This window comes from Microbacterium sp. UCD-TDU, assembly GCF_000340625.1.
Classification (GTDB): domain Bacteria; phylum Actinomycetota; class Actinomycetes; order Actinomycetales; family Microbacteriaceae; genus Microbacterium; species Microbacterium maritypicum.
This window is the reverse complement of the sequence record NZ_AOSO01000005.1, coordinates 135,217-162,167: the sequence shown is the minus strand read 5'-3', so window position 1 is coordinate 162,167 and position 26,951 is coordinate 135,217. Positions and strand designations below refer to the sequence as shown.

The 26,951-nt window shown below is 67.4% G+C and carries 20 protein-coding genes; 5 read left to right on the top strand and 15 right to left on the bottom strand.

The genetic code is table 11. The features are described 5' to 3' along the window. Positions 1-95: 95 nt before the first annotated feature. The 6 genes from rpoC to D514_RS20705 form a co-directional block, all read right to left on the bottom strand. On the bottom strand, positions 96-3,971 hold the full coding sequence (gene rpoC, locus D514_RS20730) for a DNA-directed RNA polymerase subunit beta' (RefSeq protein ID WP_017828180.1): 3,876 nt from the start codon (positions 3,969-3,971) through the stop codon (positions 96-98). A gap of 80 nt (positions 3,972-4,051) precedes the next feature. After that, positions 4,052-7,555 carry a DNA-directed RNA polymerase subunit beta gene (locus D514_RS20725; RefSeq protein ID WP_017828179.1) on the bottom strand — a complete coding sequence of 1,168 codons (3,504 nt, stop codon included), beginning with the start codon at positions 7,553-7,555 and terminating at the stop codon, positions 4,052-4,054. 301 nt (positions 7,556-7,856) lie between these two features. Next, positions 7,857-9,563 (bottom strand): ABC transporter ATP-binding protein, encoded by a 1,707-nt coding sequence (locus D514_RS20720; protein ID WP_017828178.1) that lies wholly within the window; start codon positions 9,561-9,563, stop codon positions 7,857-7,859. After that, positions 9,560-10,525: an ABC transporter permease gene (locus D514_RS20715; RefSeq protein ID WP_017828177.1), complete on the bottom strand. Its 966-nt coding sequence runs from the start codon at positions 10,523-10,525 to the stop codon at positions 9,560-9,562. The genes D514_RS20720 and D514_RS20715 overlap by 4 nt, the downstream gene beginning before the upstream one ends. A 34-nt stretch (positions 10,526-10,559) precedes the next feature. Then, entirely contained in the window at positions 10,560-11,564 is a 1,005-nt protein-coding gene (locus D514_RS20710; protein WP_017828176.1) for an ABC transporter permease, read from the bottom strand. Positions 11,565-11,651: 87 nt separating this feature from the next. After that, the gene (locus D514_RS20705; RefSeq protein ID WP_017828175.1) at positions 11,652-13,325 is read right to left on the bottom strand and encodes an ABC transporter substrate-binding protein; all 1,674 of its coding nucleotides are present in this window, start codon (positions 13,323-13,325) and stop codon (positions 11,652-11,654) included. A gap of 163 nt (positions 13,326-13,488) precedes the next feature. On the opposite strand from D514_RS20705, the gene D514_RS20700 reads away from it, so the two are divergent. Next, positions 13,489-14,409, top strand: a complete 921-nt coding sequence (locus tag D514_RS20700; protein ID WP_017828174.1) for a sugar kinase — start codon at positions 13,489-13,491, stop codon at positions 14,407-14,409. Positions 14,410-14,438: 29 nt separating this feature from the next. Here the strand turns inward: D514_RS20700 and D514_RS20695 are convergent, their stop codons facing one another. Genes D514_RS20695 through D514_RS20675 form a run of 5 tightly spaced genes read right to left on the bottom strand, consistent with a single transcriptional unit; the run spans position 14,439 to position 19,943 of the window. Then, on the bottom strand, positions 14,439-15,305 hold the full coding sequence (locus tag D514_RS20695; protein ID WP_017828173.1) for a MurR/RpiR family transcriptional regulator: 867 nt from the start codon (positions 15,303-15,305) through the stop codon (positions 14,439-14,441). 14 nt (positions 15,306-15,319) lie between these two features. After that, a complete protein-coding gene (locus D514_RS20690) occupies positions 15,320-16,837 on the bottom strand; it encodes a glycoside hydrolase family 3 N-terminal domain-containing protein (RefSeq protein WP_017828172.1) in 1,518 nt (505 codons plus the stop codon). Then, the gene (locus D514_RS20685) at positions 16,834-17,667 is read right to left on the bottom strand and encodes a carbohydrate ABC transporter permease (RefSeq protein WP_017828171.1); all 834 of its coding nucleotides are present in this window, start codon (positions 17,665-17,667) and stop codon (positions 16,834-16,836) included. Before D514_RS20685 ends, D514_RS20690 begins: the two co-directional genes overlap by 4 nt. Further along, positions 17,664-18,638, bottom strand: a complete 975-nt coding sequence (locus D514_RS20680; RefSeq protein ID WP_017828170.1) for a carbohydrate ABC transporter permease — start codon at positions 18,636-18,638, stop codon at positions 17,664-17,666. The genes D514_RS20685 and D514_RS20680 overlap by 4 nt, the downstream gene beginning before the upstream one ends. Positions 18,639-18,653: 15 nt before the next feature. Continuing rightward, on the bottom strand, positions 18,654-19,943 hold the full coding sequence (locus tag D514_RS20675) for a sugar ABC transporter substrate-binding protein (protein WP_017828169.1): 1,290 nt from the start codon (positions 19,941-19,943) through the stop codon (positions 18,654-18,656). 150 nt (positions 19,944-20,093) lie between these two features. Here D514_RS20675 and D514_RS20670 point away from each other — a divergent pair, with 150 nt between their 5' ends. The 4 genes from D514_RS20670 to D514_RS20655 all read left to right on the top strand — a co-directional run bounded on the left by D514_RS20670 (position 20,094) and on the right by D514_RS20655 (position 23,477). Then, positions 20,094-21,377 carry an LCP family protein gene (locus tag D514_RS20670; RefSeq protein WP_017828168.1) on the top strand — a complete coding sequence of 428 codons (1,284 nt, stop codon included), beginning with the start codon at positions 20,094-20,096 and terminating at the stop codon, positions 21,375-21,377. A gap of 30 nt (positions 21,378-21,407) precedes the next feature. Next, positions 21,408-22,268 carry a spermidine synthase gene (locus D514_RS20665; protein WP_017828167.1) on the top strand — a complete coding sequence of 287 codons (861 nt, stop codon included), beginning with the start codon at positions 21,408-21,410 and terminating at the stop codon, positions 22,266-22,268. Positions 22,269-22,417: 149 nt separating this feature from the next. Then, positions 22,418-22,945, top strand: a complete 528-nt coding sequence (locus D514_RS20660) for a hypothetical protein (RefSeq protein ID WP_017828166.1) — start codon at positions 22,418-22,420, stop codon at positions 22,943-22,945. Between the two features lie 43 nt (positions 22,946-22,988). After that, a complete protein-coding gene (locus D514_RS20655; RefSeq protein ID WP_017828165.1) occupies positions 22,989-23,477 on the top strand; it encodes a SprT-like domain-containing protein in 489 nt (162 codons plus the stop codon). 7 nt (positions 23,478-23,484) lie between these two features. Here the strand turns inward: D514_RS20655 and D514_RS20650 are convergent, their stop codons facing one another. The 4 genes from D514_RS20650 to D514_RS20635 form a co-directional block, all read right to left on the bottom strand. Further along, on the bottom strand, positions 23,485-23,898 hold the full coding sequence (locus D514_RS20650; RefSeq protein ID WP_017828164.1) for a DUF3054 domain-containing protein: 414 nt from the start codon (positions 23,896-23,898) through the stop codon (positions 23,485-23,487). 79 nt (positions 23,899-23,977) lie between these two features. Beyond that, complete coding sequence (locus D514_RS20645) at positions 23,978-24,637, bottom strand: 2-phosphosulfolactate phosphatase (RefSeq protein ID WP_017828163.1); 660 nt, start codon at positions 24,635-24,637, stop codon at positions 23,978-23,980. An 18-nt stretch (positions 24,638-24,655) separates the two neighbouring features. Beyond that, the gene (locus tag D514_RS20640) at positions 24,656-26,116 is read right to left on the bottom strand and encodes an ABC transporter permease (RefSeq protein ID WP_017828162.1); all 1,461 of its coding nucleotides are present in this window, start codon (positions 26,114-26,116) and stop codon (positions 24,656-24,658) included. Beyond that, a complete protein-coding gene (locus D514_RS20635; RefSeq protein ID WP_017828161.1) occupies positions 26,113-26,874 on the bottom strand; it encodes an ABC transporter ATP-binding protein in 762 nt (253 codons plus the stop codon). Before D514_RS20635 ends, D514_RS20640 begins: the two co-directional genes overlap by 4 nt. Between the last annotated feature and the right edge of the window lie 77 nt (positions 26,875-26,951).

The following is a 26,951-nucleotide window of genomic DNA, read 5'->3' as shown; positions in this document are numbered from 1 at the left end:
CGTCCACCGCGCGGCTGCCAGGCGCCACGCGACTGCGCCAGGGCACGAAGAAGGCCCCAGGCGAATCGCCTGGGGCCTTCTCCGTCACTCAGTACTCAGTTGTAAGTACCGGGGGTGATGTCGTCCGTCGAGAACGCGTCGAAGTCGACGTAGCCGAAGTCACCGTCAGCGTACGCGCCGTCGGATGCGAAGATCCGGTTCGGGTAGCGCTCGCTCTTGGCTTCCTCGGTGGCCTCGACCGTGACGTCGCGGTACTTCGAGAGACCGGTTCCGGCGGGGATGAGCTTACCGATGATGACGTTCTCCTTGAGACCGACCAGCGGGTCGCGCTTGCCCTGCATCGCAGCCTCGGTGAGCACGCGGGTCGTCTCCTGGAAGGAGGCGGCCGACAGCCACGACTCGGTCGCGAGCGACGCCTTCGTGATACCCATCAGCTCCGGACGGCCCGACGCGGGGCGCTTGCCCTCTGCCACAGCCTCGCGGTTGATCGCCTGGTAGCGCTTGAGGTCGACCATCTCACCCGGCAGCAGGGTCGTGTCGGCGTGATCGACGACGGTGACCTTGCGGAGCATCTGGCGGACGATGACCTCGATGTGCTTGTCGTGGATCGGCACACCCTGCGAGCGGTACACGCCCTGGACGCCGCCGACGAGGTAACGCTGCACCTCGCGAGCACCCATGACGCGCATGATCTCCTTGGGGTCGAGCGTGCCCACCAGGATCGGCTGACCGACCGTGACGTGCTGCCCGTCCTCGACGAGAAGCGTCGCACGCTTCAGCACCGGGTAGATGACCGGCTCATCACCGCTGTCGGGCGTGAGGATGACCTTCTTGCCCTTGTCGGTCTCGTCGATCGTGATGCGGCCATCGGCCTCGGCGATCGGCGACGCACCCTTGGGGGTACGCGCCTCGAAGAGCTCCTGCACACGGGGAAGACCCTGCGTGATGTCATCCGCCGATGCCGAACCACCCGTGTGGAAGGTACGCATCGTCAGCTGGGTACCGGGCTCACCGATCGACTGTGCCGCGATGATGCCGACGGCCTCTCCGATGTCGACCGTCTTACCGGTCGCGAGCGAACGGCCGTAGCACTGCGCGCAGACACCGACAGCAGAGTCGCAGGTCAGGACCGAGCGCACCTTGATGCTCTCGACACCGAGTCCGACGAGCTTGTCGATCAGCACGTCGCCCACGTCGTCACCGGCCGAGGCGAGAACCTCGCCCGACTCGTTCACGACGTCGGAGGCCAGCGTACGAGCGAACACCGAGTTCTCGACGTTCGCGTCGCGCACGAGCTCACCCTGCGAGTTCGGAGCGGCGATCGGGAGCTCGAGGCCCTTCGACGTGCCACAGTCCTCTTCGCGGATGATGACGTCCTGCGAGACGTCCACCAGACGACGGGTCAGGTAACCCGAGTCGGCGGTACGCAGAGCGGTGTCGGCCAGACCCTTACGGGTACCGTGCGTCGCGATGAAGTACTCCGCAACCGACAGACCCTCGCGGTACGAGGAGATGATCGGACGCGGGATGATCTCACCCTTGGGGTTGTTCACCAGACCACGCATACCGGCGATGTTCCGGATCTGCAGCCAGTTACCACGAGCACCCGACGACACCATGCGGTTGATGGTGTTGTCCTCGGGGAAGTTCGCCTTCATGGCGGCCTGAACCTCGTCGGTCGCCTCGGTCCAGATCTTGATGAGCTCCTGGCGACGCTCGGAGTCGGTCGTCAGACCCTTCTCGTACTGCGACTGGACCTTCGCGGCCTGCTTCTCGTAGCCGGCGACGATCTCCGCCTTGTTCGGCGGGGTGAGGATGTCGCTCAGGGCGACGGTCACACCGGAGCGCGTGGCCCAGTAGAAACCGGCGTCCTTGATGCGGTCCAGCGACGCAGCCGTCTCGACCTTGGGGTACTCCTCGGCCAGCTTGTTGACGATCTGCGACAGCTTGTTCTTGTCAGCCTGCTCGCGGACGAACGGGTAGCCCTTGGGCAGCGTGTCGTTGAAGATCGCCTGACCCAGCGAGGCGTCGACGAGACCGTGACGCTCGTAGCCCTCGGGAGCTTCGCCCTCGAGGAAGGTCAGACCGGGGATGCGGATGCGGATCTTCGCCTGCAGGTCGAGGGAACCCTCGTCCTTGGCCAGGATCGCCTCGCCCACAGAACCGAACGCACGTCCCTCACCGGCTGCCCCCTCCTTGACCGTGGTCAGGTGGTGGAGGCCGATGATCATGTCCTGCGAAGGCAGGGTGACCGGACGACCGTCAGACGGCTTCAGGATGTTGTTCGACGCGAGCATCAGCACGCGGGCCTCGGCCTGAGCCTCGACCGACAGCGGCAGGTGGACAGCCATCTGGTCACCGTCGAAGTCGGCGTTGAACGCCGCGCAGACGAGCGGGTGCAGCTGGATGGCCTTGCCCTCGACGAGCTGAGGCTCGAACGCCTGGATGCCCAGACGGTGCAGCGTGGGTGCACGGTTGAGCAGCACCGGACGCTCGCGGATGATCTCCTCGAGCACGTCCCAGACCTCGGGACGGGTGCGCTCGACGGCGCGCTTGGCCGCCTTGATGTTCTGCGAGTGACCGAGGTCGATCAGGCGCTTGATGACGAACGGCTTGAAGAGCTCCAGAGCCATCTGCTTGGGCAGACCGCACTGGTGCAGCTTCAGCTGCGGGCCGACGATGATGACCGAACGGCCGGAGTAGTCGACACGCTTTCCGAGCAGGTTCTGGCGGAAACGACCCTGCTTACCCTTCAGCATGTCGCTGAGGGACTTCAGGGCACGGTTGCCGGTACCGGTGACGGGGCGACCACGGCGACCGTTGTCGAACAGCGCGTCGACGGCCTCCTGCAGCATGCGCTTCTCGTTGTTGACGATGATCTCGGGGGCACCGAGGTCGATCAGACGACGAAGACGGTTGTTGCGGTTGATCACGCGGCGGTACAGGTCGTTCAGGTCACTGGTCGCGAAGCGGCCACCGTCGAGCTGGACCATCGGGCGCAGCTCCGGCGGGATCACCGGGACGACGTCGAGGACCATCGCGGCCGGGCTCATGCCGGTCTCGAGGAACGAGCTGACGACCTTGAGGCGCTTGATCGCACGGATCTTGCGCTGACCCTTGCCCTCGGAGATCTGCAGACGCAGGTTCTCCGCCTCGGCGACGAGGTCGAAGGCCGCAAGGCGGCGCTGGATCGACTCGGCACCCATGTAGGCCTCGAAGTACTGTCCGAACCGGTCCTGCAGCTCGTGGAAGACGTCGTCCTCCGGGCGCAGGGCACCGACCTCGAGGGTGCGGAAGTCCTCCCACACGCGCTCCAGCTTCAGGATCGCCTCGTCGGCACCCTTGCGGATGAGCGACATCTCCTTCTCGGCGGCGTCCTTGACCTTCTTCTTGGCGTCGGCCTTGGCACCCTCGGCCTCGAGAGCGGCGAGCTCCTCCTCCAGCTTGGCCAGGCGCTCCGCGATCTTGGCATCGCGGCGGTCGCCGAGCGTCTTCAGCTCGAGACGGATGTTGTTCTCCTGCGTGCCCAGGTCACGGTGACGAGCTTCCTCGTCGACCGAGATGACCATGTAGGCGGCGAAGTAGATGACCTTCTCGAGGTCCTTCGGCGCCATGTCGAGCAGGTAGCCCAGACGCGAGGGCACGCCCTTGAAGTACCAGATGTGGGTGACGGGAGCGGCGAGCTCGATGTGACCCATGCGCTCGCGACGGACGGAGCTCTTGGTGACCTCCACGCCGCAGCGCTCGCAGACGATGCCCTTGAAGCGGACACGCTTGTACTTGCCGCAGGCGCACTCCCAGTCGCGGGACGGGCCGAAGATCTGCTCTCCGAAGAGACCATCCTTCTCCGGCTTCAGGGTGCGGTAGTTGATGGTTTCGGGCTTCTTGACCTCGCCGTAGGACCACGCGCGGATGTGGTCTGCGGTCGCCAGGCCGATGCGAAGCTCATCGAAAGTTGTGGACTCGAGCACTAGTTCTCCTGTGTCGGAAATTCGTTTTGAGAAGTCTGCGGGGGTGTGCCCGGGAGTTGGATCCCGGGCACACCTGCGGATTAGATCTCGTCGATCGAGGCGGCCTCGAAGCGGCTGGAGATGTTGATACCGAGCTCTTCTGCGGCGCGGAACGCCTCATCGTCGGTGTCGCGGAGGTTCACCAGCGTGCCGTCGGCCGAGAGGACCTCGACGTTCAGGCAGAGCGACTGCATCTCCTTCATGAGCACCTTGAAGGACTCGGGGATGCCGGGCTCCTGGATGTTCTCGCCCTTGACGATCGCCTCGTACACCTTGACGCGGCCGAGGATGTCGTCGGACTTGATCGTGAGGAGCTCCTGGAGCGCGTATGCGGCGCCGTAGGCCTCGAGGGCCCACACCTCCATCTCACCGAAGCGCTGTCCACCGAACTGCGCCTTACCACCGAGCGGCTGCTGGGTGATCATCGAGTACGGACCCGTGGAACGTGCGTGGATCTTGTCGTCGACCAGGTGGTGCAGCTTCAGGATGTACATGTAGCCGACCGAGATCGGGGCAGGGAACGGCTCGCCGGAGCGGCCGTCGAACATCTGGGCCTTTCCGGTGGAGTCGATCAGACGCACACCGTCGCGGGTCGGGATGGTCGCGTCGAGGAGACCTGCGATCTCCTCCTCGCTCGCACCGTCGAACACCGGGGTGGCGACCTTCGTGCCGGGAGCGGCCTCGAAGGCCTGCTCCGGCAGACGGGATGCCCACTCCGGGGTGCCCTCGACCTTCCAGCCCTGCTTCGCGATCCACCCGAGGTGGGTCTCGAGGACCTGACCGAAGTTCATTCGACCGGGGATACCGAGCGGGTTGAGCACGATGTCGACCGGGGTGCCGTCCGCCATGAACGGCATGTCCTCGATCGGGAGGATCTTCGCGATGACACCCTTGTTGCCGTGACGGCCGGCGAGCTTGTCACCCTCGGTGATCTTGCGCTTCTGGGCGATGTAGACCACGACGCGGCGGTTGACGCCCGAGCCGAGCTCGTCGTCGCCGTCCTCGGCGTTGAACTCCTTGACCGCGATGATCGTGCCCTGCTCGCCGTGAGGCACCTTCAGGGACGTGTCGCGGACCTCGCGGCTCTTCTCATTGAAGATCGCGCGGAGCAGACGCTCCTCGGCCGACAGCTCGGTCTCACCCTTCGGCGTGACCTTGCCGACGAGGATGTCGCCGGGGCGGACCTCGGCACCGATGCGGATGATGCCGCGCTCGTCGAGGTCCTTCAGCAGCTCCGGGCTGACGTTGGGGAGGTCACGGGTGATCTCCTCCTTGCCGAGCTTGGTGTCGCGTGCATCGACCTCGTACTCCTCGATGTGGATCGAGGAGAGGGTGTCGTCCTTCACCAGGTCCTGGCTCAGGATGATCGCGTCCTCGAAGTTGTAGCCCTCCCACGTCATGAAGGCGACGAGGAGGTTCTTTCCGAGGGCCAGTTCACCGTTCTCGGTGGCGGGGCCATCGGCGATGACCTCTCCGACCTCGACGCGCTCACCGGCGTTGACGACGACCTTCTGGTTGTACGACGTGCCCTGGTTCGAGCGGTCGAACTTGCGGAGGTGGTACTCCTGCGTTCCGCCCTCGTCGAGCATGACGACGACGCGGTCTGCGGAGACCTCGGAGACGACACCGGCCTTCTCGGCGGTGATGACGTCACCGGCGTCGATGGCCGTGTAGCCCTCCATACCGGTTCCGACGAGCGGCGAGTCGCTGCGCAGCAGCGGCACAGCCTGACGCTGCATGTTGGCACCCATGAGGGCGCGCTGTGCGTCGTCGTGCTCGAGGAAGGGCACGAGCGAGGTCGCGACCGACACCATCTGGCGCGGCGAGACGTCGATGTAGCCGATGTCTTCCGGGAGGAACATGTCGACCTCACCGCTACCGCCCTTGGGCCGGGCCAGGACGTGGCTCTCGATGAAGCGACCCTTGGCATCGAGCGGGGCGTTGGCCTGCGCGATGTTGAAGTCGACCTCTTCGGAAGCGGTCAGGTAGTCGATCTGGTCGGTGACGACGCCACCCTCGACCTTGCGGTACGGGGTCTCGATGAAACCGAACGAGTTGATGCGCGCGAAGGTCGCGAGAGCACCGATCAGACCGATGTTCGGGCCTTCAGGAGTCTCGATCGGGCACATGCGGCCGTAGTGCGAGGGGTGGACGTCACGGACCTCGACGCCGGCGCGGTCACGCGAGAGACCACCGGGGCCGAGCGCGGACAGACGACGCTTGTTCGTCAGACCCGCGAGCGGGTTGTTCTGGTCCATGAACTGCGAGAGCTGCGACGTTCCGAAGAACTCCTTGATCGCGGCGACGACGGGGCGCACGTTGATCAGGGTCTGCGGGGTGATCGCCTCGATGTCCTGCGTGGTCATGCGCTCGCGGACGACGCGCTCCATGCGGGACAGACCGGTGCGGACCTGGTTCTGGATCAGCTCGCCGACCGCGCGGATGCGACGGTTGCCGAAGTTGTCGATGTCGTCGGTCGCGAGACGGATCTCGGCCTTCTTGCCGCCGCGGATACCCGTGAAGGTCTCCTCGGTACCGGCGTGCAGACGCACGAGGTACTTGATCGTGGCCACGATGTCCTCGACGGTCAGCACCGAAGAGGTCAGCGGCTGGTCCAGGCCCAGCTTGTGGTTGATCTTGTAGCGACCGACCTTGGCCAGGTCGTAGCGCTTCGGGTTGAAGTAGAAGTTGTCCAGCAGCGCGCGCGCGGCCTCGGCGGCGACCTGCTCGCCCGGACGGAGCTTGCGGTAGATGTCGCGGAGCGCATCTTCCTTGGTGACGATCGTGTCCTTCGCGAGCGTCTCCTCGATCGAGGTGTAGCCGGCGAACTCGGCGAGGATCTCCTCGCTGGTCATGCCCAGCGCCTTGAGGAAGACCGTGACCGACTGCTTGCGCTTGCGGTCGACGCGCACGCCCACCTGGTCGCGCTTGTCGATCTCGAACTCGAGCCATGCTCCACGGCTCGGGATGACGCGAGCCGACACGATGTCCTTGTCACTCGTCTTGTCGGGGGTCTTGTCGAAGTAGACACCCGGCGAGCGCACGAGCTGCGACACGACGACGCGCTCAGAGCCGTTGATGATGAACGTGCCCTTGTCGGTCTGCAGCGGGAAGTCGCCCATGAAGACCGTCTGGGTCTTGATCTCACCCGTGAGGTGGTTCATGAACTCGGCTTCGACGTACAGCGGAGCGGCGTAGGTCTTGCCACGCTCCTTGCACTCCTCGATCGAGTACTTCTCCGGCTCGAGGTAGGGGTTCGTGAACGACAGCTGCATCGTCTCGCCGAGGTCCTCGATAGGAGAGATCTCCTCGAAGATCTCGCCCAGACCGCTGTTCTCGTTGACGTCGGTGCGACCCTGCTTCTTGGCCTCTGCGACACGAGCCTTCCAGGCGTCGTTGCCGACGAGCCATCCGAAGGATTCGGTCTGCAGAGCGAGAAGGTCAGGGACCGTCAGCGTGTCGGAGATCTTGGCGAACGAAAGACGGGATGCTCCGCGTCCGTTCTTGGTGGTGGTGGATGTGGATGCGTTGCGAGCAGCAGCCAAGGGAATAACCTCCGTGAGCCCCGCAGGGCTTCTCGATTCCTTTGTCGTCAGGTGGAGTGTGCGCCCGGGAACTCAACAGATGCCGACCACCATATGAGGGCAGGGAGAAGCGAGCGCAACTACCTACTATACGCACGATTATGCGACATGGCAAGCGCAGTCCTTGACCAATCTCGGAAGCTGCGGTATGAGTGCCCCTGCGGGGACGCCGAGACCCACCTTCTGTGTCGAGACCCACCCCCGCAGACGACTGCGGAGATGGGTCTCGACGAGCGGGGTGGGTCTCGGCGGACGACCGTCGTCAGGAGGCGATGCCCAGCTCGTTGCCGGGAATCGACGCCAGCAGACGCCGGGTGTACGGGTCGCGGGGGTTCGTGAAGATCTCCTCCGAGGTGGCGGCCTCGACGAGCTTGCCGTCCTTCATCACGCACACGTAGTCGCTGATCAGTCGCACCACCGCGAGGTCGTGCGAGATGAACAGATAGCTCAACCCGTACTCGCTCTGCAGGTCGCCGAGCAGCTTCAGGATCTGGTCCTGCACGAGCACATCGAGCGCCGACACAGGTTCGTCGCACACGATCAGATCGGGCGAGAGGGCGAGGGCACGGGCGATCGCGACGCGCTGCCGCTGCCCACCTGACAGCTCGGACGGGTACCGACGCAGCATCGACTGCGGCAGAGCCACGTCATCCAGCAGCTGCCGCACGCGCCTGCGTCGGTCGGCGCCGCTTCCCCTCTTGTAGAACTCCAGCGGTTCGGCGATCAAGCGCTCGATCGTGAACATCGGGTTCAGGCTCGAGTACGGATCCTGGAAGATCGGCTGCACCTGCTGCCGGAACTCCTTCGTCTCCGCTCGAGTCAGCGACGCGATGTCCTTGCCCTCGTAGCGGATCAGACCGCTCGTCGGTTCGATCACCTTGAGCAGCATCCGTGCCGTCGTGGTCTTGCCTGAGCCGGACTCGCCCACGATCGCCACGGTCTCGCCGCGCGGGATCACCAGCGACACGTCGTCGACGGCCACGAAGTCCTCCCCGCGTCCGCGCACCGGATACACCTTGGTGAGGTTCTCGATCTCGACGATGTTGTCGGCGGGAGCCGTCTCGGCGACGGCGCTCGCCTCCGCTGCCCTCTCCTGCACGCGGAACGCCTCCGGCTGCAGGCGGGCCGCGGCGACCGAGGGCGCCGCCTTCACGAGCGACTGCGTGTACGGATGCTGCGGGTCCTCCAGGATCTGCCGGGCATCGCCCTGCTCGACCACCTTGCCGCGGTGCATCACGATCACTCGCTCCGCACGCTCTGCCGCGAGCCCCAGGTCGTGCGTGATGAGCAGCACCGCGGTTCCCAGCTCGCGCGTCATCTGCCCGATCTGGTCGAGGATCGTCTGCTGCACGGTGACGTCGAGCGCGCTCGTGGGCTCATCCGCGATCAGCAGTCGGGGCTTGCACGCCAGCCCGATCGCGATGAGCGCGCGCTGGCGCATGCCGCCGGAGAACTCGTGCGGATACTGCTTCGCGCGTCGCGCCGGGTCGGGAAGGCCCGCGGCGGTCAGAGCCTCGACCACCTTGGTCTGCACGTTCTGCCGTGTGGCGAGGCCGTGCGCGAGCAGCGTCTCCGCCACCTGAGTGCCGATCCTCGCAACCGGGTTCAGGTTGGACATCGGGTCCTGGGGCACGAGACCGATGTCGCGACCACGGATCGTGCGCATCTCATGCTCCGACGCGCGCGAGATCTCCTTCCCGTCGAGGCGGATGCTGCCGGAGGCGATCTTGCCGCCCCCGGCGAGCAGTCCGATGATCGCCATCGCGGTGGTGGACTTGCCCGAACCGGACTCCCCCACGATCGCGACGGTCTCGCCGGGGCGGATCTCGAGGTCCACGCCCTCCACGGCGTGCACGACACCGTCCATGGTGGCGAAGTCCACGGCCAGCCCCTGGACCGACAACAGCGGTTCGGTCGACATCTGCTTCTCCTTCGCGGCGCTCACGGCGCCGTCCTCCCGCGCGTTCATCGTGCCCTCGTCCGGGGATCCATCGCCTCGCGCAGCGCCTCACCCAGCAGGGTGAAGCCGAGCGCGGTGACCGCGATGCAGATACCGGGAAGGAAGGCGAGCCACGGCGCGATGGCCAGCTCGGACTGCGCGTAGGTGAGCATGCGGCCCCACTCCGCCGTCTCCGGGCGTCCGCCGCCGAGACCGAGGAACGACAGCGCCGCCGCATCGATGACGGCGGTGGCCAGCGTCAGGGTCCCCTGCACGATCACCGGACCGATGGCGTTGGGCAGCACATGCGACATGGTGATCTTGCCGCGACCGAGACCGAGGGTCTGCGCGGAGAGCACGTAGTCGCTCGAACGCTGCTGCAGCATCGACGCGCGCAGGAGGCGAGCGAAGATCGGCACCTGCGATGCTCCGATCGCGATCATGATCGCGAACGGGGTCTGACCGAGGATCGCGGCGATCGACACCGCGAGCAGGAGGTTCGGCACCGACAGGATGATGTCGACGATGCGCATGATGAGGGTGTCCACCCATCCGCCGAACGTGCCGGCGAGCAGGCCGAGGATCATGCCCCCGACCAGACCCATCGCGGTGGAGATGACGCCGATCATGAGCGATGCCTGCGCGCCCCAGATGAGCTTGGACAGCACGTCGCCGCCGAAGCGGTCGAGGCCCAGAGGGAACTGCGGCAGCTCTCCCGGGCCAGGGATGTAGGTGGGCGTGATGTACTTCGCACCCGGCAGCGCCGTCTCCGGATAGGGAGCGAGCAGGGGCGCGAGGGCGGCGATGAGCAGGAACGCCACGACGATGGCCGCGCCGATCCACGCGGTCGGATTCCGGCGGAGGCGACGGAACACGTCCCGCCAGAATCCGCCGGAGCCGTTCTTCAGATCGGCCTGGGCGATCGCGACGGTGTCGATGTTGCCGCCGCTCTCGGCCGAAGGGCCCTGGGCGGGTGGGAGCGCGATGCTCATGCGACCGCCTCCTTTCGCACGGTGGGGAGTGACATCACTGCACCCTCACTCTCGGATCGATGAAGCTGTAGGAGACATCCACCGCCAGGTTGATCAGCGCGTAGGCGATCGCGATGAAGATGATGAACCCTTGGAGGACGGGGAAGTCCCTGGTGAAGATCGCTCTCGCCAGGAACGAGCCGATGCCAGGGAAGGCGAACACCGTCTCGGTGAGCACCGCCCCCGAGATCAGCAGCCCCGTCTGCAGGCCGATCGTGGTGATCACCGGGAGCATGGCGTTGCGCAGGATGAAGCGGTTGCGCAGCGTCGGCGACCCGACGCCCTTCGCCCGCCCCGTGCGCACGTAGTCCGCGTTCTGCACCTCCAGCACACTCGCCCTGGTGATGCGGACGATGATCGCGAGCGGGATGGTGCCCAGCGCGAGCGCCGGCAGGATCAGATGCAGGATCGCATCCCAGGCAGCATCGAACTCTCCGGTGATGATGCCGTCCCACACATAGAACCCGGTGGGATGGGTGGCATCTATTCGTGGATTCTGGCGTCCGTCCGAGGGCAGCCATCCCAGCTGCACCGCGAAGACGTACTTCAGGATGAACGCGAGGAAGAACACCGGGATGGTGATGCCGATCAGGCTCAGCACGACCGAGGCGTGGTCGGTGAACTTGCCGTGACGGCGTGCCGCCCAGTATCCGAGCGGGATGCCGATGCCGACGGCGAAGATGAGCGCCATGACGCTCAGCTCCAGAGTCGCGGGGAACCGGCGGAGGAACTCCTCCGTCACCGGCCTGTTGGTCTGGATGGAAGTGCCGAAGTCTCCCTGGAGGAGGCGTCCGATCCAGATGAAGTACTGCTCGATGAGGGGCTTGTCGAAGCCGTAGAGCTCGTTGACTCTCGCGACGGCCTCTGGCGTGGCCTTCTCGCCGAGCAGGGCGACCGCGGGGCCGCCAGGGAGGGCCCTGACCCAGGCGAACAGCAGGATGCTGAGCCCGAACAGGGTGGGGATGAGGAACAGCAGTCGCCTGCCGATGGTGCGCAGCACGAAGATCTCCGTCGATCAGAAGGTACGCCGTTCCCCCGGTCCCGCCGAATGCGCGGGACCGGGGGCCGACATATCAAGTGGTCAGGCCTACTTGGTGAGGACGATGTCCGTGAAGACCTCGTCGTTCACCGGGCTGGCGGGGTAGCTCTTCACGCGCGGGTCGAACGCCAGGGTCGGCGCCGGGTGCGCGAGCGGGACGCCAGGGATGAACTGGGCGACCATCTCGTTGATCTCCTCGTACAGCGCCGTCTGCTCCTCGAGGTTGGAGACACCGCGCGCCTCGTTCAGCTTCTGGAACAGCTCGGGGTTGTCGAAGCCCCACTCGGAGCTCTGCTGGCCGAAGAAGACGCCGACGAAGTTGTCGGTGTCGTTGTAGTCGCCGGTCCAGCCGAGCAGGTGGATGCCGTGATCCGTGGTGCCGGTGGTGCGGTCGAGGTATTCGACCCACTCCTCCGAGACCGGGGTGGTCTCGACGCCGACCTCGGACAGCTGGGACGAGAGCACCGTGAAGATCTGCTCGGGGTCCGGCATGTAGGGACGCGAGACGTTGACCGGGTAGTTGAAGGTGAGCTTCAACGGGTTCGCCTCGGTGTATCCGGCCTCGGCCAGCAGCGCCTTGGCCTTCTCCGGGTCGTAGTCGTAGGTCGTTACATCGGGGTTGTAGCCGTTGACGACCTCGGGCACGAACTCGATCGCCTTCTGGGTGCCCTCAGGGAGCACCTGGCTGATCAGCGCGTCCTTGTCGACCGCGTAGGACAGCGCCTCACGGACCTTCGGGTCCTGCAGCTCCGGGACCGCCTGGTTGAAGGCGAGGTAGAGGATCGTGAACGGCGGGCGCGACACCATCGTGAAGCCGTCGTCTTCGAGGGCCTTGGTGTCGGCCGGTCCGACGAGGTCGTACCCGTCGATCGAGCCGGACTCGAGCGCCTGACGGCGAGCGGTCGGGTCGTCGATCGTGCGGAAGATGATCTCGTCGATCTGTCCGGCGTCTCCCCAGTAGCCGTCGTAGGCCTTGAGCGTGACCTGCTCGCCCGGTGCCCACTCGTCGAACGCGTAGGGACCGGTACCGACCGGGTGACCCATCGCGTACTCGGACAGCTGCGGGGCCTCCGCCGAGCCGCTGACCTCGTCGGCACCGAACTCCTGCATCGCCGAAGGGCTCTGCATCGAGAAGGACGGGAGCGAGAGCGAGGCGACGAAGCCGGCGAACGGCTTGTTGAGGTCGATCGTGACCGAGTAGTCGCCGTCAGGGGTGCAGGACTTGTACACGGCGTCGGCCGGGTTGGAGGCGTACCCCTTGAAGAGCTTGTTGTAGTAGTAGCCGAACGCCTCGGACGCGGCGAGACCGGTCCAGTTGAACCAGCGGTCGAAGTTCACGCAGACGGCCTCGGCGTTGAACGGCGTGCCGTCCTGGAACGTGACGTCCTCCTTCAGTTTGAAGGTGTGCGACATGCCGTCCTCCGACGACTCCCACGACTCGGCGAGCAGCGGCGCGGGGTCTGCGGTGCCGGGCTCGGTGCCGACGAGGCCTTCGAAGATCTGACGCGAGACGCGGAAGCTCTCGCCGTCCTGAGCGAAGGCGGGGTCGAGGCTCGCCGGGTCGGAGGAGGCGGCGAAGACGAACGTCCCGTCGACGTCGCCCGAGCCCTCGGACCCTTCATCGCCACGCTCGCTGGCGACGCAGCCCGCGAGGGCGAGCGCCGCGATCGTGGCTCCGGTTACGGCGATGAGTCCTCGCCGACGCTTGACTGATTGGTGCATTGTGTGACCTTCCCTGTCGGGCGCTTCATTGCGCGTCCCGAGGCTTCTTCGCCTCGGGGACGGTGATGACTCGACGGTACCCAGCAGATCCTCAGATGCCAAACGCATCCAGGTTGCAATCCGATATCGGCGCGACAGACATCGATCCGGTAGTGTCCAGATCGTGCCCGACACCACCCCGCTCGCCGTCTGCTTCGGCGAGGGCATGGTCGCCCTCGTCGCCGCCACCGCCGGTCCTCTCGAGGGATGCCGGACCTTCCACCGTTCCCTGGCAGGGGCCGAGTGGAACACCGCGATCGCCCTGGCATCGGCGGGCATCCGCACCTCGGTCCTCTCCCGTGTGGGAGACGACGGCTTCGGGCGCTTCCTCACCGCCGAGCTGCGCGACCACGGCGTCGACGACTCCGCAGTCGAGGTCGACGGAGATGCGCCCACCGGCCTGTATGTGAAAGAGCTCTCGGCTCGAGACGACGGCGCGGTCGACGGAACCATGCATTACTACCGCGCCGGCTCGGCCGCTGCGGCGCTCTCGCCGCAGACTCTGACCACGCCGGTGGCATCCGCTCTCCTCGCCGACGCGGCGCTCGTGCACACCTCGGGGATCACCCCCGCGCTGTCTGCCTCGGCGCTCGCTGCCCAGGAGGCCCTGTACACACAACGGCACCCCGACCGGCTGCTCAGCTTCGACCTGAACTGGCGACCCGCGCTCTGGCGAGGCCGCGAAGAGGAGGGTCGGAGGATCGTCTCCGATTTCGCCGGTCGCGCGGACATCGTGTTCTGCACGCGCACCGATGCGGAGGTCGTCTTCGGAACGAGTGACCCGCACCGGCTGCGCTCGCTGTTCCCCCGGCCGCGGTACCTGCTCGTGACCGACCCGAATGGTGCGGTCGCCTTCGACGGCACGGAGACCGCCGACAGCGACGCCCTCGACGCCCCCGTGGTGGAGACCATCGGAGCAGGAGACGCCTTCGCGGCCGGCTTCCTCGCCGGCGTCCTCACCGGCCTGTCGCTCACGGGAAGCCTTGCGCGGGGACACCGCATCGCGACGCGTGCCCTGGTCAGCACCCGCGACCACGTCGACTGACGCCCGGGCCGGACGGAGAATCCGGAAGGTCAGGTGCGGCGGCGCGCGGGGACTGCGTCGTGCGTCCGTTGCAGCGAGACCGCGACCGGCTCGCCGCGGTGCTGCACGACGCGCACGAAGAGCACGTCGACGAGGGCGAGCTGAGCGATGCGGCTCGACATGGCCGCCATCCGGAACGGGGATTCGTGCGCGTGCGTGAGCAGCACGACATCCGCAGCCAGCGCCAACGGCGAATCGGGGGCGCTGGTGACCGCCACTGCGAGGGCGCCGGCATCGCGGGCGACCTCGAGCGCGCGCAGAGTCTCGGCCGTCTCGCCGCCGTGGGAGAACGCGATCGCCACATCGTCCGCAGTCCGCAGCGAGGCCGTGGTGACCGCGAGGTGCGGGTCCGACGAGTGCGAGACCGAGCAGCCGATGCGCGACAGCTTCAGCAGCAGATCCTGCGCTGTCAATGATGACGCCGCCTGTCCGAAGAGATCGATGTGACGGGCCTCGACCACCGCACGCGCGACCCTGTCGAGGGCGACCGCATCGAGGGCGAGCGCCGTCTTCTCGATCGCGTCGATCTCCTGCGCGGCGAGCTTGGCGGCGATCGCCGTCGGACCGTCGTCGGGGTCGATCGCCGTGGTGTCGAGACCGAACCGGGCCTGCTGCGCCTGTTCCAGCGTGACCGCGCGTGCCACAGCCACCCGCAGCTCGCGGTACCCGCTGTACCCGAGCGACTGGGCATAGCGGGCGACCGTCGAGAGCGAGGTGTGGCAGAGCTGGGCGAGATCGTTGATGGCCAGATCGACGACGAGTGTCGGGTCTCCCAGGATCGTCTCCGCGACGCGCGCCTCGGCAGCGCTCACCTTGGGGAGCGAGCGTCGCACCCGAGCGAGAACGTCATCGTCCATGAGGGATCCCTGTCTCAGCCGGCGCTGGTCATCCTCTGCTGTGCCGTGAAGCACCCCAGGAGTGCGTCACGCGCCGTCTGCGCACCGAGCCTACTGGCTGCGGCGACCTCCACGGTCGACAACGGCAACGGACTCACGGTGGGAAGGCCCACGTTGACGACGACGGCGCGGGGATCACGCACAGCAGCGCGTTCGACGAGCGCACGCTGCGCGGCATCCGTATCGGGCCGATCGATCAGGAGCACGGTTGTCCCTGCCGCCGCGGTGACCTCGTCGAGCACACGATCCTGTTCGGACTCCGGTGCGGAGGCCACGTCGAGGCGCACGCGCAGTCCGTCCCCCGCGAGCGCGTTCGCGACGTAGGAACCGGCGCTGTCGACGGCGAGCGTCGATCGGCGACGCGCATCGATCACGGCGAGCTCGGATGCTGCCTCGATGGCGCCGCCGGAGACCGTCACCACACGGCGCACGATCTCGGCCGCGTCGAAGTCGTCCGTCGGCTCCTCCTCGTCGGCGGCAGCGGCTGCCGCACGGAGCTTGGCCGCGAGAGCCGCGACCCGTCCGGCGGCCTCCTCGACGCGCGAGCGTGAGAGCGAACCGTCACGCAGCGCGGCGACGATGCCGTCTCTGGCCGCACGGAAGTCCTGCTCGTCCTGATCGGGAAGAGCGGCATCACCGGGATTGGTGGGGTTCCCGATGCAGAGGAGGTCTGCTCCGGCGGCGAGTGCCAGGGCTGCTCCCCCACCGAGTCCCACCGTCTCTCGGATCGCGGCCATGTCGAGCGCGTCGGTGATGATGACGCCGTCGTAGCCCCACTCGCGCAGCATGCCGAGCACCCGCGGGTTGAGCGTCGCGGGCTGCTCCCCCCACGCCGGGACGACGATGTGCGCGGTCATGACGGCGTCCACTCCGGCGTCGATCGCCGCACGGAAGGGCTCCAGGTGCACCCGCTCGAACTCCTCGAGATCGAGCGTGATCTCGGGGAGCGAGTGATGCGAATCCATGTGGGTGTCGCCGTGGCCGGGGAAGTGCTTGACGCAGGCGGCGACCGCCCCGTCCTGGATGCCGTCGATCGTCGCGACCACGTGACGGGAGACCAGCGCTTCGTCATCACCGAACGCCCGCACGCCGATCACCGGGTTGCGGGGGTCGGTGTTGACGTCGGCGACCGGACCGAGCACCACGTTGGCGCCGACCGCCCGCACACGTCTGGCCAGCTCCGCACCGGTCTTCTCGGAGGCGACGAGGTCGTCGAGCAGACCGAGCTGGGCGGCTCCGGGGACGGTGGATCCGGTGGCCGACTCCAGCCGGGTGACGCTGCCGCCCTCTTCGTCGATGCCGATCAGGGCATCGGGGTTCGCGTCGAGGATCGCCGCGCTGAGAGCCGGAAGCCCCTCGCCGACGTTCTGCCCGAAGTACACGACTCCGGCCAGGCCCTCACGCAGTTCGTCACGCAGCCACTGGGGCGCTTCGGTGCCGAAGAAGCCCGGCCAGAGCACGCCGTTGGCGAGACGTTCGAGGTCGTCGGTCATCCCTTCACCGCTCCTGCCACCATGCCGGAGGCGAGCTTGCGCTGCACCAGCACGAAGAAGATCATGACGGGGACGGTGATGATGGTCGATGCGGCCATGATGCTGCCCCAGTCGTTGGAGTGCAGTCCGAAGAACGACTTCAGACCGATCGAGACCGTGTACTGGTCGGTCTGAGCGCCGAGGATCGTCATCGCGAAGATGAACTCGTTCCACGCCGTGATGAAGCTGAAGATGCTGGTCGCCACGAGGCCGGGCATCACGAGCGGCAGCAGCACCGAGCGGAACATGCGCCACCAGCTCGCACCGTCGATGTACGCGGCCTCTTCGAGCTCGACCGGGACGGCGGCCACGAAGCCGCGCAGCATCCAGATCCCGAAGGCGAGCGACAGCGCGACGTAGACGACCATCAGGCCGAGGATGCTGTTGAGCAGCCCCAGGCTCTTGACCTGCAGGAACAGCGGGATGACGAGCGCCTCGAGGGGCACCATCTGCACGATGAGGATCATCATCAGGATCGTGGTGCGGAACTTGAACTTGAACCGCGCGACCGCGACGGCGGCGAGCAGGCACACGAGCGCACTCACGAGAACGGTGACCAGGGCCACGATCGCCGAGTTGCGCAGGTAGGTGCCGAATCCGCCGTCGGTGAGCACGAACGCGAAGTTGTCCCACGTGAACTCCTGCGGGAGCAGCGACTGCCCACCGCTGGAGGCCTTGCCGTCGAAGGCACTGGAGACCATCCAGTAGACGGGGAACAGCGTGAAGATCAGGACCGCGGCGACCGCGATTCCGATTCCGATGCGGGAGCGGAGCCTCGGGCGCGGGTTCACAGCTCGTCCTCCTTCATGAGGGAGCGGATGTAGACGATCGTGATGCCGATCAGGACGAGCGTGAGCAGCACGGCGAGCGCCGCACCGAAGCCGTAGCGGTTCTGACCGAAGGACTCGACGTACGACCAGACGCCGAGGTTCAGCACCTGACGGTTGCCACCGCCACCGCCGGGCATCAGGTACACCTGGGCGAAGACCTTGAAGTCCCAGATGGTGGAGAGGATGATCACGACCGAGAAAACGGGCTTGAGCGTGGGGAAGATGATCTTCCAGAATCGGCGCCAGGCGCCGGCGCCGTCGAGGGCCGCAGCCTCGAGCATCTCCTTCGAGACGCCGAGCAATCCCGCGAGCACGGTGATGGCGACGAACGGGAAACCGTGATGCACCACGTTCAGGAGCACGATGGCATAGAACGACCACTGGTTCGTGAACCAGTTGACCGGGTCGTCCATGAGACCGAGGTCACGCAGCACGGCGTTGAAGATACCGCGGTCGGCATCGAAGATGAAGGTCCAGACGTAGGTGCCGGTCACGGCGGGCATCGCCCAGGCGACCATGATGCAGCTGGAGACGATGACGCGCCAGGTGGTGCCCAGACGCGCGAGCAGCAGAGCCACGAGCGTGCCCACGGCGACGGTGACGAACACCGCCACGGCGGCGAAGCCGACCGTGTTGGGCAGCACCACCGTCCAGAGAGTCGGGTTGGTGAGCGCCTCGACGTAGTTGTCGAGACCGATCCAGTTGTTCTCCCCGGTGTTGATCTCGCGCAGGCCGTAGTCCTGCAGCGAGTAGATGAACACCTGGATGAGCGGCCAGAGCATGAGCACCGCGAGGATGGCCAGCCCGGGCGCGAGAAGGAGCCAGGGGCGGGCCGCGACGATCGAGAGACCGCGTCGCTTCCGGCCGCCGGCCACGGAGGCGGAGGTGGACTCCGCCTTCGTGGCCGGCAGTGGCGCTTGCACCATCGACATGGAAGGAGTGCTTCCTTACTTCTGGTTGAGCAGTTCGGTCATCTCGGCTGCGGCATCCTTCGTCGCGGTCGCGACGTCCTTCTGCCCGCTGAGGATGGCCTGGATCATGGAGTTGGTCGTCTTCTTCGCCTGCACGGCGCCGAAGTTCGGGGTGACCGGGACGGATGCGCCGCCGTCGACCATCTGCTCGGCGAAGGGTGCGACCAGCGGGTCGGTCGAGGCCAGTGCCTCTTCCATCGCGGACTGGACGCCCGGGAAGTACCCGGTCTCGTTCGACCACTGCTCGGCGAACTCGCCGGTGGACATGAGCTTGACGAACTCCCACGCCAGGTCGGCGTTCTTGGTCGTGTTGAAGACCGAGAGGTGCGATCCGCCGAGCACGGAGGGAGCGATGCCGCCGTCTTCACCCGGGATGACGGCTGCGCCGATCTTGCCCTCGAGGTCGGGGTTCGCCTCGATGAGAGACTTCGGCGTCCACGAGCCCGAGAGCATCATGGCGACGTTGCCCTGCGTGAACGCGTCGCGGAGGTCGGTCTCCTTCCAGGTGGTGGCACCTGCGGAGGAGAAGCCGTGCTCGGTGGCCAGGCCCGTGTAGAACTCGATGCCCGCCTGCGATTCCTTGCTGTCGAGCTCGCTCGTCCAGGTCTTGCCGTCCTTCGTGGCGATCTCGCCGCCGGCGCCCCAGACCCAGGGGTAGACCTGGAACTCGGCGTCACCGGGGACGGGGAAGGGGAGCATGTCGGGCTTGGCGGCCTTGATGGCCTCACCCGCGGCGACGATGTCGTCCCACGTCTTCGGAGCCTCGAGTCCGAGCTCCTCGAACACGTCGGCGCGGTACACGAGCGAGCGGACGCCGGCGTACCACGGCATGCCGTACAGCTCTCCGTCGTAGGTGCCGGCGACTTCGAGACCCTCGACGAGGTCGCCGCGGAGGCCCTTCTCGGCGTCGACGTACTCGTCGAGCGGCAGCAGAGCGCCGGCGTCGGCGAACTCGGCGGTCCAGGTGGTTCCGGTCTCGGCGATGTCGGGAGTCGTGCCACCGGCGATGGAGGTCACGAAGCGGTCGTGGGCGTCTGCCCACTGGATCTCCTCGATCTTGACCGTGGCGCCCGTCTCCTCCTCGAAGGCGTCGGACACCTTGTCGTAGAAGGCGGAGGCGTCGGGGTTGGTGCCCTTCATGATCCAGACGGTGAGCTCCTGGCCCTTGCCGTCGGTGGAGGCGGCGTCGGTGCCGCCGGCGCAGCCGGCGAGGGCGAGCGTGGCCACGGCGCCGAGCGCCACGGCCGAGAGAATGCGCTTGTGCATTGCGGGGATCTCCTCTTTGAAAAGTCCTGGCAAGCATCGGGTACTCACCGGGGGTTAGGAAAAAGTATCCACGACTAACTAATTACCTGCAAGTTCCTCCCACAATCGTCACGCGGCCGTAACATCAGGTTCCCCCGGTAGGCTCCCCGGATGGTTCGCCGCACCCCTGACAAGGACCGTTCGACGGTCGCCCGCCACGCGACGCTCCCCTCCCCCGGGCCCGCCAGAGGATTCCTGAAGATCGCCGGGATCACGCTGGGTGTCGTGCTGGTCTCCGCGATCGCTGTCGCCGCGTTCGTCGTGACCGACTACTTCAACCGCTTCAACGAGGGCGCCGTCACGCTGGAAGACGCTCCCGAGGTCGAACCCCCCTCCATCAGCGCCTTCCCCGGCGAGTTCAGCGTGCTGCTGATCGGCACCGACGAGTGCGGCGAAGTGTCGACGGGCCTGCTGGGCGAGCGCTGCTCGGAAGCGGACGGCGGGATCCTCAACGACGTGAACCTGCTCGTGCATGTGTCGGCGGAACCGCGCAAGGTCACCGTGATCTCGTTCCCCCGCGACCTGATGCTCGAGACCCCCGAGTGCACCCTGCCCGACGGCTCCGTCGCCTCGGCGACGCGCAAGACGCAGATCAACTCGATCTTCCAGCGCGCCGGCATCTCGTGCGTGGCGAAGACCGTCACCGACCTCACCGGTGTGGAGATCCCCTTCGCCGCCAAGATCGACTTCGACGGGGTGATCGACGTCACCGACGCCATCGGCGGGGTCGAGGTGTGCATCGGCGGCGAGGGCATCCGCGACGAGCAGACGGCCATCGACTGGGGGCCGGGACCGCGCACCGTCTCGGGCTACGAGGCGCTCCAGTTCATCCGCACACGGCACGGCGTCGGCGATGAGAGCGACATGGCACGGGTGTCGAACCAGCAGCAGTACATGTCTCGCCTGGTGAAGAAGATCATGAGCGACGAGGTGCTCTCCGACCCGGGCAAGGTGCTGGGGCTCGCGAACACCGTCGTCGACAACATCGACCCGAGCGACAAGCTGGCCAACCCGGTCCGGCTCGCCCAGCTCGCACTGTCGGTCAAGGATGTGCCGTTCTCGGAGTTCGTCTTCCTGCAGTACCCGGTGTTCGCCGACCCCGACGATTCCGACCGCGTGATCCCCAACCGCGACGCCGCGGCCACCATCTGGGACGCCCTGAAGGCCGGCCAGCCCGTGCAGCTCACCGGCGATGTCAGCAACAACGGAGGCGTCGAGCTCGTCGAACCAGCACCGGGCACCGAGGCGGAGATTCCGGCGACGGATCCTTCGACCGACACTCCCGCGACCGACGCCTCGGGGACGGAGGCTCCGGCGCCGCGCGCGACGCTCGACTCCGCCATCTCCGGGCAGACGGCGGAGCAGGAGACCTGCGCGAACGGCAGGCAGCGCTGACGCTCGCCCCCAGCGCGTAGGCTCGTGCCCATGGGCCGGACGAGATCGCGAGACACCGAGCACCCCCAGGCGCGACTCGACCACGGCGGCATCGCCAGCATCATTCCGTCGGAGTTCACGAGCGGCTTCGAGCTGATCGTCGACGGCACCCCGCAGTCGCACGTCGACCTGGACGACCCGACGCACCTGCACTTCGAGTACATCGTGCGCATGGGAGCGGTGATCGACCAGCTCGCACCGGGTGCGCTGACGGCCGTGCACCTCGGTGCCGGTGCGCTGACGATCCCTCGCTATATCGAGGCCACGCGCCCGGGCTCGCGTCAGCAGGTCATCGAACTCGAAGCCCCGCTCGCGCAGCTGGTGCGGGAGCACCTCCCCCTGCCCAAGGGCGCACCGATCCGGATCAGGATCGGCGATGCCCGCGAGGGAGTCGCGAAGCTGCCGAGCGCGCTGCGGGCACAGTGCGACCTCGTCGTCTCCGACGTGTATTCGGGGGCGCAGACGCCGGCCCACCTCACCAGCGTCGAGTTCTACCGCGAGCTGGCGCAGCTGCTGTCGACCGGCGGTGTGCTCCTCGTCAACGTCGCCGACGGTCCCGGGCTCGCGTTCGCCCGCCGGCAGGCCGCGACGATCGCGCACGTGCTCCCCGAGATCGGCATCCTCGCCGACACCCAGGTGCTCAAGGGGCGACGCTTCGGGAACCTCGTCATCGCCGCTTCGGCCACTCCCCTGCCGACGGAGTGGCTGCCGCGCATCCTGGCCGCAGGCCCCCACCCCGCGAAGATCGCGCAGGGCGCAGAGGTCGACGCCTTCATCCAGGGCGCACGGATCGTCACCGACGTCGACGCCGTCGCCTCCCCTCGACCGGACGCTTCACTCTTCCTGCGCTGAGCCACGACGCGGTCATCCGGCACCCCGGGAAGAACCGACGCAGCGGGGCGACGGCGTGTCGCGGACAGGATGCCGAGACCAGGGCGCGCCGCCCCGACGAGCCCGCGACCGGAAGGCAGACTGGTGGGGGACGCTGCGGAAGGAGAGCAATGAGTTTCATCCGGGGATACGACCAGGAGACCCTCCGCGAAAAGGTCGATCTCGATGAGTGCGAGACACGTCTCGCGGAGATCGATTCGCAGCGCAGCCTGCCCGCTCTGCTGGAGCGCGTGTGGCTGCTGAAGGTGCTCGACCGCCTCGACGAGGCGCTCGATCTGGCAGATGAGACGGTGCGCCAGGCACGCATGGCCGGCACTCGCAAGGACGTTCTGCGCGCCCGCGTGCTGCACGCGACGATCCTGCAGTACCGTGGCGCGCATGCCGCGGCCGAGCAGGAGCTCTCGACCTGCGCGACCGAGGCGGAAGGGCAGCGTTGGCTCTCGATCGCCGCCTTCGCCTACCAGCACCACGGCAAGAACGCCTACGACGCGGGCGACTACGAGACCGCCAGGGAGAGCTTCAAGCAGTCGCTGTTCCTTCGGCGCGAGTCCGGCGCGCAGGACAGCGAGCTCGAGACCGCGCTCCTGGCCATCGAGGCCGTCGAGCGACGTCGCCCGCCGCAGCTCATCGCGGGCTGATCCGTGCCGCGACGATGTCGGCGGCATGGCTTAGCCTGATCGCATGGCGGAACTTGACCGTGTGCGCGTCTGGGGCGAAGCACTGATCACGCTGCATCTCGACGACAGCTGGTCCTTCGGCTTCGACAATGCCAAGCGTCGGGCCGGCCAATGCGACTACACGAAGAAGCGCATCACCGTGTCGCGCTACCTCGCCGCACGCTTCGAAGACGACGACATCCACCAGGTGCTGCTGCACGAGGTCGCGCACGCCCTCGCCGGCCACGCGGCAGCGCATGGACCGGTATGGAAGCGCGTCGCCCGCGACCTCGGCTACGTCGGCGGCACGACCCATCACGGTGAGACGGCCGTGGAGCTCGCTCCCTGGGTGGGCAGCTGCCCCGCGGGGCACGTGACCTACCGGCACCGTCGCCCCACGAGACCCACATCGTGCGCGCGCTGCTCACGGACGTTCGATTCCCGGCATCTGTTCGCCTGGACCCGACGCGAGATCTCGACCGACGTGCGCCTCGCCGCGCAGATGCCGCGCTGACGGCGACTCAGTCGTTCGGCTCGTCGAGGCTTTCGGCCCGTGTGGCCTCGGCCGCATCAGGAGAACTGCGCCGGCGACGCAGCAGCGCGGTGATCGCGCGCCAGCCCACCAGGAACGTCCCGAGCACGAGCGTCGCCACGACGATGAACGGCACCTCGGCGGTATCGCCGCTGAGCACCCGGATGAGCATTCCTCCCGCCACCGTCACGATCCAGACCACGGCACCCCACAGCACGGACCAGGGGCGGCGTGGCCGACCGGGCAGCAGCGCGGCGAGGAGATGCCCGATGAGCAGGGCGATCAGGAAGGGCCACGCCGTGAGCAGGAACCCGGCAGGGTTCTCATCATGGGAGGCGCGGCCGATCGCGGCGAAGATCAGCACGAGCACGACATCGACGACGACAGCGGGAAGGTACCTCATGCCACGACCCTACGTGCCTCGAACCGAAGCAGCGCCCGCCCCGCGGCATCCGGCGGAATAACCGCACACGAAGCGGGCGTCACTCGAAACGCGTGAACGATCCGTCGCGCAGTACCGGCACGAGATCGACCGCGTCGAGCACCGCGGCGTCCGCCACCGATGTGGGCACCAGCCCCGACGCTTCGATGCGGGCGGTCGCTGTGACTTCGTCGGCGAGCTCGCGGCCGGAACCGCTCGCACCGACAATGTGCCGCACGGCGCCACGGAGCGCGTGGAACCCCTCCGCGGCCACCGCAGCATCCGGAGCCGTGTGATCGATGCCCCGCGCAGACAGCGCCGACACGATCGCTCCGGCTCCGAGCTGGTCCTCGACCGCGAACCGCAGCGTCCCCGCGGAGTCGAGCTCACCCGCCGCGATGACGGCGACCGAAGTGCGTGCCTGCCGTCGTTCCTGGATGGTCTGCACCGCCCGCGCGACAGCCGCCGCATTGCGGAGGCCTCCCACGAGCACCGTCGAGTCCGTGGAGGCCGCGGCGACCACGGCTGCACCGTTGCGGGACCAGCGCTGCGCCTCTTCCAGGGCGACGATGACACCCGAGGCCGTGGCATCGATGACCGTGGAGGAGAACCGCAACACATCGACGACCACGACGACATCGGCGGTGGCGAGACGGGCGAGACCCGCAGTGCCCCAGTCGAGGCGGACCTGGTACGTGGACTGATCGAACGGCGACGGCATCCGACCAGCCTAGAGGCGTCAATCCGCTGCGAGCGCCTCGACCGGAGCCACCCTGGTGGCCAGCCTCGTGGGCGTCGCCGCCGCCACCAGCGTGAGCACCGCCGTCGCGACGACGATGATGGCGACGGGGATCCACGGGATCTGCGGAGCCACGAGCCCCGCCGGGGTGAACTCCGGCAGGGTCGGCACCGAGCCCAGCAGCGACTGCGCGGCGATCCAGCCGTACACGACGCCCAGCACGAGCCCCGTCAGAGTCGCCGCAACCGTGATGTGCGTGGCTTCGAGCAGCACCATCCGTCGCACCTGGCGGTTGGACAGACCGATCGAGCGCAGCAGTCCCAGCTCCCGGCGCCGCTGCACCACCCCGATCGTGAGCAGGTTCACCAGACCGACCGCGGCGATCACGGCCGAGACGGCGACCAGCACCATCATCACCGCAGCGAACGCGTCCATCGGGGCGAAGAACTCCTCCGGGACCTCGCCCGTGACCTGGCTCATCATCAGACGCTTGGCCGATTCGAGGGCCACGGCGAACATCGTCACCAGGGTCACCCCCATCACCACGCCGATCGCCATCCGCGACGAGCGCTCCGGGTAGCGCAGCGCGTTCTCGGCGGCGAGGCGCGCGGTCGCACTCGAGCCGAACATGCGTCCCACCAGGCGCAGGACCGGCGGCATGAACAGGACGGATCCGAGAGCGAGGCCCGTGAACGAGAGCACGCCTCCGAAGAAGGCGACCACGACACCGAGCGGTGTGAGGAGTCCGACCAGCACGCCGCCCACCAGGAGCGCGGCGCCGGCGATCAGCAGCACCCAGGCGCCGATGTGCCGCCCCGCCTTGCCGGAGACCTCGTCGTGCGTGCGCTCGACCGAACCGCCGAGTGCCTGCAGCGGGGTCACCGACAGCACGCGCCGGGAGCCTGCCCACGCCGCCGCCCAGGTGGTGAGGGCGACACCGATCGCCGGCAGCGCCACGAACGGCTGGGCGAGCGAGAAGTCGGAGGGGGCGTTGTCGATCAGCTGCCCGCCGATCTGCACCCCGATCACCGCGAGCAGGAGGCCGGCGAGCAGACCGATCGCCGCGCCGAGAAGCCCGACGACGAGTCCCTGCTTTCCGACCTCCGACCGCTGCGAACGCGCGGTCGCCCCGATCAGACGCATGAGCGCGATCTGACGGGTGCGTCCGGCGATGATCGTCGAGAAGGTGTTCGCGGTGACGATGGCGGCGACATACATCGCGACCACGGTCAGCAGCACCGACAGCAGGGCCACCACGAAGGCGAGCGTCCCGCTGTCACCGATGAAGGGGTCAGCCTGCAGCACGGCACCGATGTAGGCGGTGATCTCGACGAGGAGCACACCGAACGCGGCGGACAACGCAGCGACCAGGATGCTCGCGCCCATCCCCCGGTCGCGCAGCCACGCCAGCCGGGGGCCGGTCGCCCGCGATTCGGGGACGACCGTGGCGACGGCGGTCATGCCGCCACCTCGGCAGCGAGCATGTAGGCCGAGATCTCCTCGGCGCTCTGGCGCGGGTGGTCGGCGACGATGCGGCCGTCGCCGAGGTAGAGCACGCGGTCGGCGTGGCTCGCGGCGATCGCGTCGTGCGTGACCATCGCGATGGACTGGCCGTGCTCGCGGCTCGCGGTGGCGAGCAGTCGAAGCACCTCGCGCCCGGTCTTCGAGTCGAGGTTGCCGGTGGGCTCGTCGGCGAAGACCAGATCCGGTGCGGTGGCGAGGGCACGGGCGATCGCCACGCGCTGCTGCTGACCGCCGGACAGCTGGTGCGGACGATGAGCGAGACGCGAACCGAGCCCGAGCGTCTCGACCAGTCCGTCGATGCGCGCCCGCTCGATCGCACTCGGCCGACGACCGTCGAGCTCGAACGGAAGCATGATGTTGCCGAGCGCATCGAGCGTCGGGACCAGGTTGAACGCCTGGAAGATGAAGCCGACGCGTCGACGCCGCAGGATCGTGAGGTCGATGTCACCGAGGCCGGTGATCTCGGTGTCTCCGATCCAGGCACGCCCTTCGGTGGGACTGTCGAGTCCCGCCATGATGTGCATCAGTGTGGACTTGCCGGAACCGGACGGCCCCATGATCGCGGTGAACTGCCCGCGGCGGATGCCGACGCTCACATCGTCCAGCGCGCGGACGGTGCCCTCGCCGGAGCCGTAGGTCTTCTTCAGGTGCTGGACGCGGGCGGCGAGCCCCAGGTCGGTGGTCGTGATCTCCATGACTCCGACGTTATTTCCGCGGGCCCGCGCGGGTCATCGCTCCCGGGGACCCTTCGGCATACATCGCAAGGATGATC

Excerpts from the sequence above, each read along its gene's own strand:
- D514_RS20665 (WP_017828167.1), top strand. The coding sequence starts at position 21,408 with ATGGGCCGGACGAGATCGCGAGACACCGAGCACCCCCAGGCGCGACTC.
- D514_RS20680 (WP_017828170.1), bottom strand. The coding sequence starts at position 18,638 with ATGTCGATGGTGCAAGCGCCACTGCCGGCCACGAAGGCGGAGTCCACC.
- D514_RS20720 (WP_017828178.1), bottom strand. The coding sequence starts at position 9,563 with ATGAACGCGCGGGAGGACGGCGCCGTGAGCGCCGCGAAGGAGAAGCAG.
- D514_RS20660 (WP_017828166.1), top strand. The coding sequence starts at position 22,418 with ATGAGTTTCATCCGGGGATACGACCAGGAGACCCTCCGCGAAAAGGTC.
- D514_RS20645 (WP_017828163.1), bottom strand. The coding sequence starts at position 24,637 with ATGCCGTCGCCGTTCGATCAGTCCACGTACCAGGTCCGCCTCGACTGG.
- D514_RS20690 (WP_017828172.1), bottom strand. The coding sequence starts at position 16,837 with ATGACCGACGACCTCGAACGTCTCGCCAACGGCGTGCTCTGGCCGGGC.
- D514_RS20650 (WP_017828164.1), bottom strand. The coding sequence starts at position 23,898 with ATGAGGTACCTTCCCGCTGTCGTCGTCGATGTCGTGCTCGTGCTGATC.
- D514_RS20635 (WP_017828161.1), bottom strand. The coding sequence starts at position 26,874 with ATGGAGATCACGACCACCGACCTGGGGCTCGCCGCCCGCGTCCAGCAC.
- D514_RS20640 (WP_017828162.1), bottom strand. The coding sequence starts at position 26,116 with ATGACCGCCGTCGCCACGGTCGTCCCCGAATCGCGGGCGACCGGCCCC.
- D514_RS20695 (WP_017828173.1), bottom strand. The coding sequence starts at position 15,305 with ATGGACGATGACGTTCTCGCTCGGGTGCGACGCTCGCTCCCCAAGGTG.
- D514_RS20675 (WP_017828169.1), bottom strand. The coding sequence starts at position 19,943 with ATGCACAAGCGCATTCTCTCGGCCGTGGCGCTCGGCGCCGTGGCCACG.
- D514_RS20670 (WP_017828168.1), top strand. The coding sequence starts at position 20,094 with ATGGTTCGCCGCACCCCTGACAAGGACCGTTCGACGGTCGCCCGCCAC.
- D514_RS20655 (WP_017828165.1), top strand. The coding sequence starts at position 22,989 with ATGGCGGAACTTGACCGTGTGCGCGTCTGGGGCGAAGCACTGATCACG.
- D514_RS20705 (WP_017828175.1), bottom strand. The coding sequence starts at position 13,325 with ATGCACCAATCAGTCAAGCGTCGGCGAGGACTCATCGCCGTAACCGGA.
- D514_RS20715 (WP_017828177.1), bottom strand. The coding sequence starts at position 10,525 with ATGAGCATCGCGCTCCCACCCGCCCAGGGCCCTTCGGCCGAGAGCGGC.